4 protein-coding genes are annotated in these 18,826 nt (G+C 70.3%); 1 reads left to right on the forward strand and 3 read right to left on the reverse strand.

Going from position 1 to position 18,826, the window contains the following annotated elements:
* The 3 genes from IEY93_RS20955 to IEY93_RS20965 form a co-directional block, all read right to left on the reverse strand.
* Positions 1-1,761 (reverse strand): hypothetical protein (locus IEY93_RS20955; RefSeq protein WP_229691321.1); only part of this gene is annotated, 1,761 nt, incomplete at its 3' end.
* A 269-nt stretch (positions 1,762-2,030) separates the two neighbouring features.
* The gene (locus IEY93_RS20960; protein ID WP_189164799.1) at positions 2,031-2,174 is read right to left on the reverse strand and encodes a hypothetical protein; all 144 of its coding nucleotides are present in this window, start codon (positions 2,172-2,174) and stop codon (positions 2,031-2,033) included.
* A gap of 204 nt (positions 2,175-2,378) precedes the next feature.
* The gene (locus IEY93_RS20965) at positions 2,379-5,117 is read right to left on the reverse strand and encodes a hypothetical protein (RefSeq protein WP_229691322.1); all 2,739 of its coding nucleotides are present in this window, start codon (positions 5,115-5,117) and stop codon (positions 2,379-2,381) included.
* A gap of 371 nt (positions 5,118-5,488) precedes the next feature.
* Here IEY93_RS20965 and IEY93_RS20970 point away from each other — a divergent pair, with 371 nt between their 5' ends.
* Positions 5,489-18,745 carry a hemopexin repeat-containing protein gene (locus IEY93_RS20970; RefSeq protein WP_189164801.1) on the forward strand — a complete coding sequence of 4,419 codons (13,257 nt, stop codon included), beginning with the start codon at positions 5,489-5,491 and terminating at the stop codon, positions 18,743-18,745.
* Positions 18,746-18,826 lie beyond the last annotated feature (81 nt).

Below are 18,826 nucleotides of genomic sequence, written 5' to 3' on the forward strand. Positions count from 1 at the left end.
GGTCGCGATGGGCAGCTGCTCGGTCTGCGCCTCCTGGATCGAGCCCGACGGCACGTCGACGATCGTCGAGTTGTTGTGGTTGACGTTCGGCGTGACCATGGTGTGCCCGTCGGCGCTCATCCAGTGCGCGTGCGGGTGGGCCGGTGTCTGGCCGGGACCCTGCACCAGGATGCGTCTGTCGATCTGCGTGGCACCCGGACTCAGTTCGACCACCGCGTTGCCGGCGTTGATGGCGACGTGGATCTGGTCGGTGTCGGTCCGGGTCATCACATGGGATGGGTCCGGGCCGACCTGGATGGTTCGCACGAGCTTACCCGTGGTCCGGTCGAACACGGTCAGGCGGTCGGAGAACCATTCCGTCTGATAGATGTACTTTCCATCGCGGTCCGACCACATATTGTGCGGGTTGTTGAGGTTGATCTGTGGTAGCGCCACCTTCCGGTCCACGGTCCAGCCCTGCACGTCGACCTTGGTCGCCGCGCCGGACTTGGCCTTGCCGGCGTACTTCTCCATCTGGGTGTCGACCCAGAGCTCACCGACGCCGGGCACGCTCGGCCGCTGGGTGAGCGCGGGCAGCGTGACGCCCTCGCTGAACTTGCTGTTGTAGTACGCGTCGAGGCTCGGGATGAGCACCGGCTGCTCGTTCGCGTCGTACTGCAGGATCGGCGCGGGCGGGTAGTAGGGGTTCCAGTTCTTGGTCTGCGTGTTGCTGTAGACCTGCCAGTTGTCGGGCGTGGTGATCCGGAAGAACTTCTGCACGAGCTCCTGCACCACGTCGGCCGAGCTGGGCACGACGACCCCGCCCTTGACGTTGACGTTGAGCTTCTTGCCGAAGTCCAGGCCGGGCGTGAGCGGGTCGTCCACGACCACGGCGCCGAGCATGTACGGGTGGATCTTGCAGGCCCACGCGTACAGGCCCGGTTCGGTCAGGTTGGCCTCGACGTTGCCGATGAACGCACTGTTCTGGTCGATCGGCGGCGCGCCGACCGGCCAGATCAGGCTGGTCACCGAGTGGGCCGAGGCGGCCGCCGGTGCCGCCACCGCGAACTTCCCCTTCGGCGCGAGGCTCAGGTCCTTGGGCGCCAGCGCGGCGACCTCGTTGAGCGTGCGCATCAGGTCGAGCCCCACGGGCAGGCTGCCGAGCGGGACGGCGCTGCTGTCCGGCACGGTTAACAGCTGCTGGTTGAGCTGGTTGATCTGCGTCTTGGCACGCTGGATCGTCGGGTTCAGGAATCCGAGCAGGCCGCCCGCCGCGTCGACCGCCGAGTTGAGCTGGTCGAGGTTGAGCAGGCTGTTGACGTTCACACCGAGGCTGCCGATCAGCGGTGCGTCGCCGTTGAGCAGCGGCAGGTTGAGCAGGCCGCCGCCGAGATCGCCGTTGAGCAGCGTGTCGGTGTCCAGCGGCAGCCCCGCGAGCTTGGTCCGCGGCGTCACGGCGACGCCGAGCGACCGCGTGCCGAACAGCGTCGCACCGGTGTCGAACCACGCACCCTGGTTGTCGGTGAGCGTGAATTGCACCGGCGTTCCTACACCGATCGGAAGCGCCTGGGCTGGGGAAGGATTGACCCCAATTGTTACGAAAAACAGGATCGGGGTCAACAGCCAAGCCAGTCGTCGTCGATTGGCCCGGCGTCGGGCGGCGAGAATGCCGCGTGGGGGAGAATGCATGCACTCCTCCTGTAGTGGGGTGAGATCGATGACGCCAGCCGGATGTTTCACGCGCGGCTGGGCGCAGTTAACTCGCCGTGAACCGGCGCTCACGCGCAACACGGTTACGAACGTCTCAACGTGGCGCGGCGGGGTCCGTGAATCAGGTTGGTTCGGTACCAAGCTCAGGTCGAACCGCCCAGAGCGGGATTTGCGCCGCTCAGGCGGCTGATGGTCAAATACAAACCGCTGATAACAGACGCAACAACCCCGAAACAAGCCGCGTAACGTGGCCCAACGGCCAGGGTCAACTCGTAGTGGGCGCGGTCGCGTTTGCAGGTGTTCAGCGCACTGCGGCGCGAGTCACCGGTGAGCCGCTGATATCAGCCGCCCGCCTGCGCCGTGCTGGTGGCGACCGCCGGCGTGGCGGTGCCGGTCAGGCCGGCGCCGCTGGCGGTGATCGGCTCCGCCGTCCGGCCCTCGAAGGTCAGCGTGAACGTGCCGCCCGTCGCGTTGGCGACGCGCATGTCCTCATCACCCCTGAGAGGGGTCGCAACGCGTATGCCCGATTCCCGTGCGCGTCGGCTTGGCCGATCCTCATCACTTCTGGGAGGGGGCGCGATGCTGGGACATCGCCGATGGGGTGGCGATGTCCCGTTTCGTACTTGTCGTCCCTGAGAGGGGGCGTAGCGCGAGGTGGTGGTGGGAGGCCTCGAGGGGAGGGCTCCGGGTTACAGGGTCGTCTGGTTGGCGCGGTCGACGATTTTGCGGAGGAGTTTGGCCTGCTCGGAGTCGCCTATGGTGTCGAGCTTGAGCTTGGCGGCGATGGGTTTGAACTGCCAGGCGGGCAGGACGATCGCGGCGTTGCACAGCCCCGCGAGGGCCTTTGGGTCGCTCGGGACCGGCTTGGTCTGCACGAGCGCGAACAGCTCGCGGGCGATCAGGCGCTGGGTGTCGATGGTGACGCCCGCCGTCCCGTTCGCGAAGAAGTCGAGGGTCGGGCTCACCAGGTCGGCCTTGCCCTTGGCGCTCTGGAAGCCGAACGCGAGGTAGGAGGCGATGATGTTGTTCTTGTACTGGGCGACGGTGGGGTCGCTCAGCGCGGCGCTCGGCACCGCGGACAGATGCTTGAGCACGGTTTCCGCCGTCAGGTCCCGGAGAATGACCGGTTCGTCGCTTTTCTTGCCATTGGCGAGCAAACTACCGGAAAGATGGCCGAACGCGTAAAAGTTCTCGACCATGGTTTCTTTCGGTTCGTGTCCGGTATTGATGCGCACGTACCACTTCTCATGATCCGGCTTCGGCCACGGCCCCGGAATTCCGCCGACGTACGACGTTCGGAGGAACGAGAAACTGTCCCGCCAATCGATCTGGGCGAGGCGCTTGAAGATCGAGTCGACATCGCCGGTGGGCGTCGAACGCAGCACCAGCGGGATGCCGTCCACGTATGTGGAGCCCAGGGCATAGTCCGCCGCGATCGGCCAGCAGAACCCGTCCACCAGTTGGGCGTTCTCGGCGGCGTGGTCGATCAGCGCAAGCTCGTCGCGATGGCCGTGCCGGAGCATGTGGATCACGAACTGTCCCTCGTCGTGCGAGGCGAGGTCGAGGGCGCGCTCCTGCAGCAGCGCCTCGGCCCGCGACCACGCCGAGTCGAGGTTGCCCTTCTTCGACAGCATCGTGAGGTCGCCGGCGGCCACCTTGCCGGTGCCGAACGAGGCGTACTTCTGGAAGCTCTTGCACAGGAAGACCTCCAGGCTGCCGTCGGCGACCAGGTCCTTCAGGCCGTCGAGCACGGCGTCGAGCTGGGTCGGGTCCTTGGTGGAGGTGGCCGCCATCTGGATGGTGGTGTCGAGGATCAGCGCGAACGGCGGGTCGCCCTTCTTGCGGGTCCGCAGGGCCTCCCGCACGTCCTTCACCAGGTTCTCCGTCGACGGCGCGACGAAGGGCGAACTCGGGTTCAGCGCCGCGACCAGGACGTCGCTGCGCGGCGTCACCAGTTCGCCCTTCTTGAGCCGGTCGAGCAGCATCCCCGTCTCGAAGTAGTCGACGTCTTCGGTGGGACGCACGACCTTGTCGTGGTCGCGCGCGGTCAGGGCGATGTACAGCGCGGTGCCGAGCGCGTCCATGCCGCTCGACATGAGGTGGCTGCCGAGTTCGACCTGGTTCTTGGTGACCAGCGGCGCGAGGCTAGGCGCCCGCTCCAGCATGATGTCCCGCATCGTGTCCCGGTAGTCGACGTCGTGGTAGTTCTTGGCCGCGGCGACCACCAGGGCGATCTCGTCCATCATGAGATCGGCGGCGCGCATCGCCGCGGACGGGTTCCGCTCGTTGTCCACGATGATGTCGAGCAGCCGACTCATCGAGGCCATGGCGCTGGCGGTGAGCGTGTCGAACCGCTGCGGGCCGAGCTCGTCGGTGAGGCCGAGCACGAGGTGCTCGACCATGGCGCACACCGGTGCCAGCTGGCCCGTGCTCCTGGCGATCTCCTGCAGCCGGGAGAACCTGCTGGAGGTGATGAGCTCGGCGAGGTCGGCCCGGGTGTCCACCTTGAAGTTCGTCGGGGGTTCGTCCTTGCCCAGGTCCATGAGCTCGTAGAGCTGGTACGCCGACGGGGCCGCGCCCAGCTCGTGGAGGATGGAGTCCCAGTTGATGTCGTCCCTCTTGAGCCCCGGGATGCCCTTCAGTACGCTGACGCCCTTCCTCCCGTCCAAGGCCACGACCGTGAGCCGGCCCGCCACCTCCTTGCCCAGCAGCATCTCGATCTTCCGCAGGACGCGTGGGCTGTTGACCAGCAGGTCGCCGTCCTCGATCTTGACCTTCGACCGCAGTTTCTTCTGGAAGTCGGGCAGGGTCTTGTGGAAGGTCGAACGCCAGTAGGTGGTCGCCAGGTCGTTCTGGGCCGACAGACCCGTCTTCTCGGTGCGCTGGGTCTTCGCGGTGCGGAAGCCGATCTGGTCGACGAGGTGCTCCTGGGTGGTGTCCTTCACCGTGAGGCCGAGGTCGGTGCGGCGCAGCTGCGAGTACGTCACCTTGCCGCCGTTGATCTCGTCGACGAGCTTGGCCGCCATCCTCAGGTGACCCATCGACGACGCGTCGCTCTCGTCGTCGACGCGCTGCTCCAGGGCGGCCAGGTCGACCATGCGCCGGTCCGCGGTGTACAGGTCCAGCGCGTCGAGCAGCAGCGCGTTCTCGTTGTCGGAGGGCCGCGTGGACTTGAGCTTCACGAGGTCCTTGGGCGGCACGAGGTCGAGGTAGTGGACCACGTCGCTGGACTGGGCCGTCGGATCCGGCGGCACGACCGTTGAATGCTTGAGGCGGGTGGCGGCGGTCACCTTCAGGAAGTCGCGGGCCTGGTCTCCGGAGAGCTCGCTCATGATGAGCCGGGACATCGCGCTGCGGTCCTTGGGCGAGAGCTCGGCCAGTTGGTCGGCGACGAGCTTCATGGTCGTCTTCGCGGTGGTGGGGGTCATGGTCCGCAGGTCCCGGGCGACCGCCTTGGCGGTGGTCGCGTCGCGCTTGAGGGCGAACGCCTGCCAGCCTTTTGGAAGAGATGCCGAAGAGACGGAAATGTCGTGTTTTGTCACGGATAACGGTGTCGTACTCGACCCGCCGAGCCCTGGGCGCTTTGACGAGGCGGTCGGGCGTTTGGTCGTGCCGCTGCTGGTTCCCGTGCGCTTTTTCTTCATGATCGCCCCTCAGCCCATCTCTCCCAGACGACTAATCGTCCACGTTCGGACACAGCCATATTCATGGGGCTGTTGCTGGGTTTGTATCACGATACTGTGGACCGCTCCATACGGACGGTCCCGTTCCACAGGCTCGCTTTCTTGAGGGAGAACGCATGGCGGGCAACAACGCGCTGCCGAGTTACGAAGATCTCTTCGACGACACCGATCTCGATCGCCGGCAGGAGGACGAGGCCCGAACCGTCTACTCCCCCGGCGCCTATCTCGCCGATCTGCTGGCGTTCCTCGACGACGTCCTGCAGCGGCCGTCGCTGCTCGGCGCCGACCGGCGCGCCGACCTGAAGCGGGTCCTGCTGGACGCGGAGAACACCTTCGGTGAGACTCCCTACCTCGACATCGTCATCGAGCTGCTGGAAAAGTTCGCCGGCGACCGGCCGTACGAGCTGATGCGACGGCTGGAGCACCCGTTCGGGATGCCGTTCTCCCTGGACGAGGAGCGGTTCAAGACCTACCTGCGCCGCCTCAGGACGGGGCCGGACGAGCTGTACCGGATCTTCGCTCCGGTGGCCGACGCCGACACGGTGGCGCGGCTGTTCCTCGGCCTGTCCGCGGACGCCGTCACGCATCTGACCTCACCGGCCGACGAGGCGAGGATCAAGGCGTTCTACGGGCTCAGGCCGCAGGACGGTCTGCCGCCGGCGGTGCGGGTGGAGACGTTCCAGCGGATGACCGGCCTGTCCGCCCTGGAGTTACGCGAGCTGCTCGGCGACCTCGAGGACACCACCCGGCCGGCGAGGGAGTCCTACGCCAACCGGGGCGGCGAGCCGGTCACCCTGTCGGCGGACGGCGCCGAGCTGCGCGGGGCGACCCCGGGCTGGTACGACCGCGTCAGCCGGATCGTCCGGCTGGCCCGGTGGACCGGGCTCGGCCTCGGTGACCTCGACCGCGTGCTGACGACCTGCTGCGCGGGCGTGATCGACGCCGCGGCGCTGCGCACCCTGGCGATCGTGGTGCACCTGCAGCGTGGCTATGACCTGACCGTCGACGGCGTGTGCGGGCTGGTGGCGGTGGTCGAGCCGGTGCCGGAGGGACTTCCGGCCACCTCGGGGGACATCCTCGGCCCGCACAACAAGGAGTACCGGCGCAGGCTGGCCATCGGCATCCAGACCGCCGAGAGCGACCTCGCCGAGACCGTGCGGCGCTACCGCGACCGGCACAGCGCCATGGAGCCGAGCCTGTTCGACCGCGGCCCGATCGGGGCGGCGCAGATCGCGCTGCTGCGACGCGTGGGCAGGCTGACCGCGGCGCTCGGTCTGTCCGCCGCCGAGCTGTTCGACCTGCTCGGGGTGCTGGAGAGCGACCCGTCGCTGTGGCGGTACTCGACCTTCTCCGTGCTGGGCGGGGTCGAGCCGGCGTCCCAGGACTGCTACCGCGTCCTCGCGGGCGGCGACTCCGCCTCCGGCCTGTGGCTGGCCCAGACGCTGCTCGCGGTCACCCGGTGGATGCAGGACAGCGGCTTCGGCGCGCGGGAACTGGCCGACATCCTCGGCGGCGCGCCGGGCGGGTCCGGCGCGGACGGCCGGGACGCGGTGCTGGACACCCTGGACCAGCGCTTCCAGGAAGTCGCCATGAGCCCGGCCGCGTTCGCGAGCGAGCGCTTCGGCGGGCGCGCCGCGCAGGTCGTCCACGACGTGCTGGCCCAGCGCGCCGAGGGCGTGGTGTCCGCGAGCGACCCCCGGCTGCTGGACCTCGACTCCGCGACCCTCTCCGCCGCCGCGTACGAGGCGGTCACCTCCCTGGGCGTCATCGTGGACGAGGACCTGGCCGGGCTGGGTCTCGGCGAGCGCCTGGCCGGCAAGATCCACACCCAGATGGTGTTCAGCGGGCGCCTGCGCGCCGACGACACCCTCGTCACCGAGGACCTCCCGGTGACCGACCATGGCCTGGTGCTGGAGCGCGACTTCACCGCGTTCGGGGAGACGCTGTTCAAGCTGGTCAACAGCACCGGCAACGGCACCTCGGTCTTCTACCCCTCCGACCTCGCCGCCGTCGGCAACCTGTCGCAGGGGCAGCTCGACGAGCTGTACGACAACCTGATCTACCACGGGTACGTCGACGACCAGGGCAACGTCCAGAACCCGGAGTTCTTCGCCGACGAGGCGAACCTCGAACGGTTCCGGGTCAACGCGGGCCTGTCCGACGCCGCCCCCGAGGTGCTCGACCTGCTGCGCCGGCGGGTCGCGGACTTCCACGCCGCGCCGCTCGTGCTCGACCCCGGCGTCTTCGCGTCGCTGCGGCTCGGCGAGGCACGGCTGGCCAGGCTGATGGACGGGCTGCGCTTCAACGGCCACCTCGACGAGAGCGGCCACTTCCTGGACAAGCAGGCGTTCGCCGAGCTCCGGCTCGCGGACTTCGCGCTGCCGCCCGAGTTCCATCCGCACCGTCAGGCCGTCCTGGACACGCTGAAACGGCAGGTCGGCGCGCTGGAGGCGGAGCTGCTGTCCTTCGGCCCCGAGGACTTCGCCGAGGTCGCGGACGCGGTGATGGCGCGACGGGCGATCGTCGCGATGGAGGGCACCGCCCTGGACGACGGCTGGCTGGTCGGGGAGGTGGAGACGCTCCCGGACGAGTTCACCGCCGCCGAGACCGCCATCGTGGCCCGCAGGGTCGCCGAGTGCGCGCAGGACGAGCGGCCGTACCGACTCCACCTGGACGCGCTGGCCGAGCTGGGCTTCGACCAGGATCAGCAGGGCACGCTCGTCGATCAGCTCGTCGAGGCGGGAGCGCTCACCGACGCCATGTCCGTTCCGGAGCGGGCCGTCCCGTTCTTCGCCGATCCCACCAATGTCATCCGCTTCGCCCTGCCGGGCCTTGAGGACTTCGAACGGGACGTGTTCTTCCTGCTGCACGCGGTCGCCGTGGAGCTCGCCGGAGCGATGGACGAGGTGACCACCGCCCTGGAGGGCCTGGCCGTCCGGCAGCGGGAGGTCCTCACCTCGGTGCTGACCGACGCCTTCGGTGTGCCGGAGGAGACCGTCGCGGCGATCTGCGCGTGTGTCGCGGGCGGGCTGCCCGAGGCGGTCGAGATCCTGCTCCCGCCGGTCATCGCCGTTCCCCGGCGGACGGCGATGCCGCGCTTCGCGGCGGTCTACGAGCGGATCCGCCGCTTCGCGCTGCTGGCCGCCAAGCTCGGCATGAGCGCGACCGAGGTCACCGTCGCCTTCCACGACCAGGACCTGACCGGCAAGTACCCCGAACCGCTGGCGCTGCCCCCGGGCGTGGAGACGGTGGACGCGCTGCTGCGCGGCTCCGATGACTTGATCTACGTGTTCGCCGGTGACGGCTACTGGACCTACGCCGCCGACACCTACGCCCTGCTCGACCCCAGGCGCAGGCCGCTGACCGACCTGTCCCCCGCGTTCACCGGGCTGGGCTCCGTCGACGCCGCCGTGGCGTTCCCCGGCGGCCCGGAGTGGATCATCGGACGCGCCGTCGTGCCCGGCGAGGGCGGCGAGCGCCCCGCGCGGGAGGTGTCGCGGCTGTTCGTCAGGGAACCGGGCAGCATCCGCTGGGTGCCCCGCGACCAGCTGTGGGGCAAGGTCAGGAACAACTTCGAGGCGCCGCGCCGCATCAACGGCGCGTACGTGGACGAGGACGGCAGGACCTACCTGTTCTGCGGCGACCAGTACATCCGCTACTCCGGCCCGGACTTCACGACGGTCGACGAGGGGTACCCGCGTGCCGTCGCCGAATGGTGGCAGGCGGAGGGCCACGACTCGGCGCTGCCGGAGGGGTTCACCGGGGCGCCCGACGCGGTCTTCCAGGACGTGGACGGGCACGTGCACCTGTTCGCGGGCGGCCGTTACCTCCAGATCGGCGGCACGGCACAGCCGATCTCCGCCCGGTGGGGCCGGGTCCGCAACGCCTTCGACGGCGCGGGCGCTCTCGGCGGCGCGTTCACCGGCCCGGACGGCAGGGCGTACCTGTTCCAGGGCGACCAGGTGATCCGCTACACCGACGCCGTGGAGCAGGACGGCGTGCGGGTGGACGACGGCTACCCCCGGCGCGTCGAAGCGGAGTTCCCCGGCCTGCCCGGCGAGTTCCGCACCGGCGTCGAGGCCGCCTTCACCGAGCCGGGCTCGGGGCTCGTGCACCTGTTCAAGGACGGCAGGACGGTCTCCTTCTCCTCCTCCGGCGGCGGCGTGCCGCAGCCGACCGCGGAGCGCTGGGGCAGGCTCACCGACGTGCTGACCGGCGGCGCCGTGGACGCGGCGTTCGTGGGCATGGACGGCAGGACGTACCTGTTCAGCGGCGAGCGGTACATCCGCTACTCCGGCGCCGACTACGCGGTCGTCGACCTCGGCTACCCGCGCGGGATCGCCGGCGACTGGGGCGGCCTGCGCACGGTCGGCGCCGCCTTCGTCGCGGATGGCAGGACCTACCTGTTCGGCCAGGGCGGCCGGCTGCTGGATCTGCCGCTCGCGCAGGAGGCCGAGCTGAACGCGGGCCGGCTGTCGCCCGCGCTGCGCCGGCGTTTCTCCGAGCACGGCCTGACCCTGGCGGAGAACGCCGCCGTCACGGCCGGGGGCACCGACGAGGACCGGAAGTGGCACGTCATGACCGAGCAGGGCATCGCGCTGACGCTCCGCCGCAACCCGCTGCACATCCAGGTGCACGCCGACGACGGCCACTTCCACGTCCGCTACTCCACCAGGGACTACACCACCGCCGACCCCGGCTACCCCAAGCCGGTCTCCGACAACTGGTGGAACCTGCCGGCGTCGCTGGCCGCCGACCCCCGCTTCGCGGCCATCGACGCGGTCCTCACCGACGGCGCGGGCCGTACCTACCTGTTCGCCGGCGACCGGTTCGTGGTGTCCGAGGGGCGGCACCGCTGGTGGTCGGAGCCGCGGACGATCGGCGGGCACTGGGACAGCCTGCTGCCCTTCACCAAGGTGGACGCCGCGTTCGTCGGCAAGGACGGCCGGACCTACGTCTTCTCCGGTGACCGCTACATCCGCTTCTCGACCGGCGACTACACCAGGGCCGACGACCGCTACCCGGCCTCCGTCCCGGCGTACTGGGGCAATGTGGTCAACCGGATCGCCAGGACCGGCCGGGTGGACGCCGCGCTGGTCAGGACGGTGACCGAGGTGGTCGACGGCAGGCCGGTGGACAACACCTACACCTATCTGTTCTCCGGCGACCAGTACGTGCGCTACCTCGGCACGCGGCTCGACCACGTGCAGGACGGCTACCCGGCCGCCGTGGCGGAGCTGTCACGCGAGCCGGGCATGGCGGCGCTGGAGGTCACGCTGGACGGCGTGGACGCGGCCTTCGCCGACCGCCGCACCGTCCACCTGTTCCGCGGCTCGCGCTGCCACGTCGTCTCCGACGGCCGCTACCGCCGCTACGACGACAGTTCACTGGGCGGGGTGAGCTGCGCCTTCGTCGAGGACGGCAGGCTGCTGGCCGAGGACGGGGACGGCTGGCACCACCACGCGGCCGTCGAAGCGGATCGCGGCATCGCCTTCGTGCCGCAGGCGGTCACGCCGCGGCTGCTGCGCGCGGTGCCCGAGGAGTTCCGCGGCGGGCTCGACGCCGTGCTGCGCGGCGCCGATGGCACGACGTACCTGTTCAAGGGGCCGAGGTGCCTCAACACCCGGCTCGGCAGGTCCTACCCGCTGGCCGAGGAGTGGGGCAGGCCGCGTAACACGATTTATCAGGACAACGCGGTGGACGCGGCGTTCACCGGCCGGGACGGCCGGACCTACCTGTTCAGCGGCGACCAGTTCGTCGCCTACGCCGCCGACGGCCCCGGCCTCACCATCGACGGGGAGCCGCGGCTCATCGCCGAGCACTGGGGCGGCCTGCGGGACGTCGCGCTCGCCTACGTGCGCGGCGGCCGGACGCACCTGTTCGAGTCGCCCGGCGAGGACGGCCGGATGCGCCACGTGGTCTACTCCGGCGCGGACTACACCACGCCCGACGGTGAGCCGGACATCTGCGACGAGAGCTTCTGGCAGGTGCCCGAGCAGTACCGCGTTCCCGGCCACCCCGTGCCCAGCGCCGTGCTGTCCGAGGGCGGCACCACGCTGCTGCTGTACGGCGAGCAGTGCCTGCAGCACGACGACCGGACCGGCACCTGGTCCTACCCGCGCCCGATCGAGCGGCTCTGGCCCGGCTTCGAGCGCACCCTGGAGTCGAGCAGGGAGGACGGCGACGCGCTGCGCACGGCCTTCACCGCGCCGGACGGCTCGACGTACTTCTTCCTGTCCGAGCAGTACTCCCGGCACGACGGGCACGAGTTCGGCCCGCTCGCCGTGATCCGCGACCGGTGGGGCAGGTCGCCCAACCCGTTCGTGCCCGACGACGAGACCGCGTCGATCGACGCCGCCTGCGTGTTCGGCGACGGCACGACGTTCCTGTTCTCCGGTGACCGGTACGTGCGCTACACCGGCCCGGAGTACCGCTACATCGATCCGGGGTACCCGAAGAAGATCGCCCGCGACCTGCGCAGGGAGGCGGCCTTCGCCAACCTGCCGGAATCGTTCGACGACGCCGTGACCGGCCGCACGGTCGACGCCGCCGTCGCCGACGACCGCACCGCCTGCCTGGTCGTCGGCGGCTCCGTCCACGTCGTCTCCCGCGCCGCGGCCGCCGACCGGCCGCTGAGCGCCTTCGGCCGCGTCCGCAACACCATCGTGGAGCAGGAGAAGGTGGACGCGGCGCTCGTCTCCGGCGCGCACACCTATCTGTTCTCCGGTGACCAGTACGTCCGCTACACCGGCACCGAGTACGCCTACGCCGACGACGGCTACCCGCGCACCATCGGCGCGAACCTGGCGCTGGACCTGCGCATCTCCGAGCCGCTCACCGACTTCGCCGACGGCCTGGACGCGGCCTTCCGCGCCCCCGGCCACACGGTCCACCTGCTCAAGGGCACGCGGTGCCTGCGGATCGGCGAGCCGGGGTCCACGCCGGTCACCCTCGCCCTCGAGGGCCTGTTCGGCACGGTGCGCAACGCCTTCGCCGACGACGGCCACGCGCTGGTCGACGCCGCCTTCGCGACGCCCGCCGGCGAGCTTTACGCCTTCCGGGGCGAGCAGTACGTGCGCTACCGTCCCGGCCGCTTCGACTTCGCCGAGGAAGGGCACCCGCGTACCGTCCGGGACGACTTCGGGAACATCCCGGAGCGTTTCGAGTCCGGGATCGACGGCGCCTTCGTCTTCGAGGGCCGCACCTACCTGTGCAAGGGCGAGGAGTACGTCCGCTACTCCGGCGGCCTGCACGAGGTGGATCGTTCCTACCCGCAGCGCTTCCGGTACCGCTGGGGCGGCACGGCCGACCACCGGCTGAGCGACGTGCACACGATCACCCGCTTCGTCGAGCTGACCCGGCGGCGGCCGGACGGCCTGGCGGCCTTCCTGCTGGACGCCCCCTCGGTGGTGGAGGATCCCTACGCCTACCTGAGCCGCCTGTTCGGCTGGGACGCCGACGAGATCCGGTGGGCCAAGCGCAACGCCGCCCTGCTGACCGCAGAAGCGCAGGCCATCGCCGCCTCGGCGAACGGCGCCGCGCCGGTACGCCGGGAGGAGGACCGCTTCGAGATCGAGTTCCTGCTGCGGCTGGTCGAGCTCTTCGAGCTCACCGGCCGGATCGGGGTGGCGCCGTCCGCGCTGCACGGTGACGTCTGGCGGCCCGCGTTCGGCGGCGAGCCCGCCCTGGCGACGGCGAACACCGCCCTCTACGGGATCATGGAGCGCCTGTTCGCCGGAGAGTGGGAGGCGCTGTCCGCCGCCGTGCACGACGAGATCAACGTGCTCAGGCGCGACGCCCTCGTCTCGATCGCGCCCAGGACGGCCCGCGAGCTGTACGACGCCCTGCTGATCGATGTCGAGATGGGCGGCCAGGGCCGTACCTCACGGGTGCGCGAGGCGATCGCGGCCGCCCAGCTGTTCGTGCACCGCTACCTGCTCGACCTGGAGCAGGTCGCCACCCGCGACGGGCAGGACGCCGAGGAGCTCAGGGAGCGGGTCAAGACCTGGTGGGGGTGGCTGAAGAACTACCGCACCTGGGAGGCCAACCGGAAGGTCTTCCTCTACCCGGAGAACTACCTGCGGCCCGAGCTGCGCGGCTCCAAGACGCCCGCCTTCCGCGACCTGGAGGACGACCTGCTCCAGGGTGAGATCACCGGCGAGAAGGTGGAGCGCGCCTACAAGCGCTACCTGGACGAGTACACCGAGGTGTCCCGGCTGTCGATCACCGGCGGCTACGTCTACACCGCCGACGGCGCGGAGCCGGGGGTGCGGCGGCTGGTGCTGTTCGGCCGGACCCGGACCGAGCCGCGCCGCCACTACTGCCGCGAGGCGGAGTTCCGGGACGGCGATCGGCTGTCGGCCACCTGGGCACCCTGGATGAAGGTCGACGCCCAGATCGAGGCCGAGAAGGTCTACCCGGTGCACGCCTTCGGCCGCATCTTCGCCTTCTGGCCGACGATCGAGCCGGTCGCACCCGAGCCTGGCGCCCAGACCGCCCTCATCGACAAGCAGAGCGGCGACACCCGCACGCTCACCCCGCCGCCGCCCAAGCACCGCGTGCGCGTCAACTACTCCTTCCGCAACCTCAACGGCGAATGGGTGCCCGCGCAGGTGCTGCCCCTGGAGGACGTGCAGGACGCGCCCGTCCGCGACGCGAGCCTGTACGTCCAGGCCTCGGCCACGGTGCCCGGCCCGAACGGGGACACGCACGACACGATCCTGATCACCTGCACCTACACCGTGCTCACGCCGCTCGGCCCCAAGCAGGTCAGCCCGGCGTTCGCGCTCACTCCCGAGCTGTACGCCTTCCGCGCCGAGAGCGTGCCCGAGCCGGTGCGGGAGGTCCGGCTGAACCGGATCTTCGCCGAGCCCGTCGACCAGGCCGCGGTCGTCAGGTTCGCCATGCCGGCCGAGGCCGAGAGCGGCGCCTGGGTGAGCGTCGACCACAAGGGCGGCAGCTTCCTGTGCCGGCCGATCGCGCCGCCGCCCGCGGGCGACGAGGCACCGCGCACGCTGAGCGGCAACGGGGACAAGCTGCCGGCGTGGTCGCCGATCCACGCCGCGGCCGAGCTGCCCGGCGGGGTGCGGTACTACTTCAACAACAGCGGGGAGAGCGGCTCGGGCCCGTACTACGTGGAGGTCCCGGCGGACCGGAACAACGCCCTGCGTCTTTCCAAGCCGCCGACCGCCGACCGCTGGGGGCACATCGCCACCGCGCTCTACAGCGACAAGGCCGTGGTGGACGCGGCCGTCCTCAGGAGCGGCCGCCTGTACCTGTTCTCCGGCGAGTACTACTACCGCTACTCCGGCGCGCCCTTCGGCAGGGTCGACACCGGCTACCCGAAGCGGATCGCCGGGAACGAGGAGGGCTTCCCCCAGTGGCGGACGATCTCCGCCGCCGCCGTGGACGCCGGCGGGAACGAGTACTACCACTCGGCGGTGGACCGCCAGTGGCTGCGCAGGGCCCCGACCGGCAACGTTCTGGAGCTCGTCCAGCCGCAGTGGGCGACCGGCATCGCGAAGGTGGACGCGGTCCTCTTCCAGAGCGACACGGTCTTCGTCGTCACCGGCGACACCTACCGGCGCTTCGACGGCCGTTCCGAGTCGCCCCTGCAGCTCAGGGACAACACCGACGGCCTGCCCCGCTCCGCCCCGGTCAGCGCGCCGTTCCGGCACGGCGACCAGGTCTACTTCTTCGACAACAACGCGCACACCTACATCAGCGTCACCCCCAAGGAGCCCGCGCGGGGCGGCAGGCCCGGCAACGGGCCCAAGGAGTTCGTCCGGAGCGAACCGGTGCCCATCAAGACGCTGGGCGTGGCCAGGACCGTGATCACCGACGAGGGCGTCGACGCGGCCTACGTCGCGGACGGCGCGCTGTACCTCACCAGGAACCTGGAGTACGTCCGCTACACGCTGGGCGGCGACGGCCTGCCGGGCGGCCTGGCCGACCCCGGCTACCCCAAGCCGATGAACCGCCGGGTCCGGGCCGTCTTCAAGCGCGCGGGCCTGCGCTATGTCTTCAGCGGCACCGACTACGCGGTGCTCGGCCCCGGCCAGGACCTGGGCTCGGCCCTGGCGTTCTCCCCGGTGCACGGCAACTGGGGCGGCCTGCCCGCGGGCTGGGAGACGAGCCTGGACGGCGTGCTGGACAGCGGCGACCTGCACCTGTTCCTGGGCGCCAAGTACGTCGTGTACGCCTCCGGGCCGAAGGTCCAGCGGCCCTACGAGATCGCCGCGCTGCCGCACGAGGTCATCAGGCTCACCTCCAGCACCGCCTACAAGCTGAACAAGACGCTGCTGGAGGGAGGGGTGCCCGCGCTGCTCTCCCCGTCCATCCAGGAGCTCGACGAGCTGCCCGCCTTCAGCACGCGCGCCTCCACCACCACCACGATCAAGGTCACCGCCGAGGCCGCGGCGCAGGGCGTGCCCACCAGCTCGCACCTGGACTTCAACAGCGGCAACGGCATCTACTACTGGGAGGTCTTCTTCCACGCGCCCACGCTGATCGCCCAGGCGCTCAACGCGGCCCAGCGCTTCGACGACGCCCGGACCTGGTACGAGTACGTCTTCGACCCCACCCGGCCGCGGTACTGGCGCTTCCTGCCGTTCCTCGCCGCCGACGTCGAGGCCCTGGTCCGCAGCTGCCGCGACGACCTGGCCGAACTCGCCGCGCGGGGAGCCGACGCGGGCAGAGCGGGCGGCGACCTGGCGCAGATCCTGCTCAGGCTGGAGCCGATGGCGCCGGCCTTCCAGCACCACCGCGAGCTCACCGACGCGGAGAAGTCCTACCTGGCCGGTCTGCCGGCCACGACGCTGCCGCCGATCGAGGAGGCGCTCACGGGCCTGAAGATCCCGAAGGAGGCCGAGCCCGCCCTGCTCGCGCTGCGCGAACGCGTCGCCATGATCGGCAGGCTGGGCTACCAGTACTCCCTCATGGGCGACCGGGGCGCGCTATTGAAGGCCTACATGGACGATCCGTTCGATCCGCACACGATCGCCGAGCTGCGCCCGGTGGCCTATCGGCGCGCGGTCGTGATGGCCTACGTCGACAACCTGCTCGACTGGGGCGACCTGCTGTTCCGGCAGTACACCGCCGAGAGCATCGACGAGGCCCGCATGCTCTACGTCTTCGCCTACGACCTGCTCGGCGAGCGCCCGCCCGAGGACCTCGGCACCCGGCCCGCGACGGCGGCCCGCACCTACGAGCAGATCCGCGCGCTGCCGGCCTCCGGCGGGCTTCCCGAGCTCACCGCCGGCACCGCGCTGCTGGAGGGACCGGGCGAGGTGCACGCCGGCGTCGCCGGGCCGTACTTCCACGTGCCGGCCAACAGCGTGTACCTGGAGTACTGGGACCGGGTCGAGGACCGGCTGCGCAAGATCCGCGCCACGCTCGACATCATGGGCGTCAGCCGTCCGCTGCCGCTGTTCGAGCCGCCGATCGACGTCATGGCGCTCGTCCGCGGCGTGGCCGGCGGAGCCGCACCCGACCGGCTCGCCGCCGCAGCAGCCGTGCCGGTGCCGCACCACCGCTTCTCCGCCGTCTTCCGCAAGGCGCAGGAACTGGTGGACAAGCTGCGGCAGTTCGGCGGCGACCTACTCAGCGTGCTGGAGCGGCGCGACTCCGAGGAGCTGACGCTGCTCAACCAGCGGCACGAGGGCAAGATCCTCGCCCTCACCCGTGCCGTGCGCGAGGCGGAGGCGGAGATCGCCGCCGAGAACCTGCGCGAGGCACGGGTCAGCGAGCAGGGCGCGCTGGAACGGGTCGGCCACTTCGAGCACCTGATCGCCGAAGGGCTGTCCCCGCTGGAGGAGGCGCAGCTCACCATGATGTCGTCGGCGGTCGTCGCGCACTTCGTCGCCTCCGCCTTCCAGGTCGGCGCCGCCATCTCCTCGGGCCTGCCCGACGTCCTGCTCGGCCTGTTCATCATGGGCACCAAGATGGGCCGCGAGCAGGTGACCGAGGCCCTCGGCCACGGCGGCGAGGCCTCCTCGACCACGGCAGAGGGGCTCAACGTCATCGGCGAGCTGCTCGGCATCCGCGCGGGCCAGGAACGCATGGTCCAGGACTGGAACTTCCAGCTCGCCCAGGCCCGCAACGACGTGCAGCAGCTCGGCCACCAGGTCAGGGCCGCCGAGCTGCGGTCCAGGGCCGCCACCCGCGAGCTGGAGATCCTCGACCAGCAGATCGCCAACCTGGAGGCGGTCGGCACGTTCATGACCGGTAAGTTCACCAACCTCCAGCTCTACCAGTGGATGTCGGGACGGCTGGCGGGGCTGTACTTCCAGGCCTACTCCATGGCGTACGAGATGGCCCGCGCCGCGCAACGCGCCTACCAGTACGAGCGCGGCATCCCCGAAGGAGAGGCCGACTTCATCCAGCCGCTCTACTGGGAGAGCCGGCGCAACGGCCTGCTCGCCGCCGAGAGCCTCGGGCTCGACCTGGACCGGCTGGGCAAGGCGTCGATGGAGACCGACCGCCGCGGCCTGGAGATCACCAAGAAGGTGTCCCTGCTGGCGCTCGACCCCGTCGCCGCGCTGAACCTGCGCACCATCGGCCGCTGCGAGTTCGCCCTCACCGAAGCGCTCTTCGACCGCGACTTCCCCGGCCACTACCGCCGGCGCATCAAGACGGTCTCGGTCGACTTCACCGGCTCCGGCGGCAAGCTCGGCCTCAACGCCGTGCTGACCCAGCTCGACAGCAGGACCGTGCTGTCGGCCGACCCCAAGGCCGTCAAGTACCTCCTGGACCCCAAGGGCCCGATGCCCGCCACGCTGCGCGCCGACTGGCGCGGCGGCCAGCAGATCACCCTGTCGGACCTGGAGGAGTACAAGGACAACAACGGGCTGTTCGACCTGCGCTACGACGACGACCGCTACCTCCCCTTCGAAGGCACCGGCGCCGTCTCCCGGTGGCGGCTGGAGCTGCCCTCCGGAGGTGCCGCCCAGCTCATGGACGTCGCCATCACCGTGAAGTACTCCGCCGAGCCGGGCGGCGAACTGTTCGCGGGCGCGGTCAAGGGCATGCTCAAGCCGTACGCCACCGCCCGCTACTGCGACGTCCCGGCGGAGTTCCCCGAGGAGTGGTCGGCGTTCGTCGAAAGCTCGGACGGCACGCTCACCCTCCCGTTCGTCCCGGACATGTTCCCCGGCATGACCGGCCGGGCCGTCACCGGGATCTACGCCCTCTACTCCCGCGAGTCCGGCGGCTCCGGCCGCTTCCTGCTCAACGGGGAATCCCGGCTGGCCCTCAACGACGGCAAGCTCCTGGCCACTCCCGGCCTCTCCGTCGGCACCTGGGATCTGGTCTTCGACGGCGACAAGTCCGCCCTGCAGGGGGTGAGCCTGATCCTGTCCTACCGCGCCCGTTGACCGGACCCCCGTGCCCTGCCGCGTCCCGCGGTCAGGGCACGGCCCCGGCGGCCGGAAATTCCAAGCCGGCCTGGCCTGCCG

The organism is Sphaerisporangium melleum, assembly GCF_014646695.1.
Lineage (GTDB): Bacteria > Actinomycetota > Actinomycetes > Streptosporangiales > Streptosporangiaceae > Sphaerisporangium > Sphaerisporangium melleum.

Bases quoted from the DNA above. Each gene is read 5' to 3' on its own strand.
- IEY93_RS20960 (WP_189164799.1), bottom strand. From the start codon at position 2,174: ATGCGCGTCGCCAACGCGACGGGCGGCACGTTCACGCTGACCTTCGAG.
- IEY93_RS20965 (WP_229691322.1), bottom strand. From the start codon at position 5,117: ATGACCCCCACCACCGCGAAGACGACCATGAAGCTCGTCGCCGACCAA.
- IEY93_RS20970 (WP_189164801.1), top strand. From the start codon at position 5,489: ATGGCGGGCAACAACGCGCTGCCGAGTTACGAAGATCTCTTCGACGAC.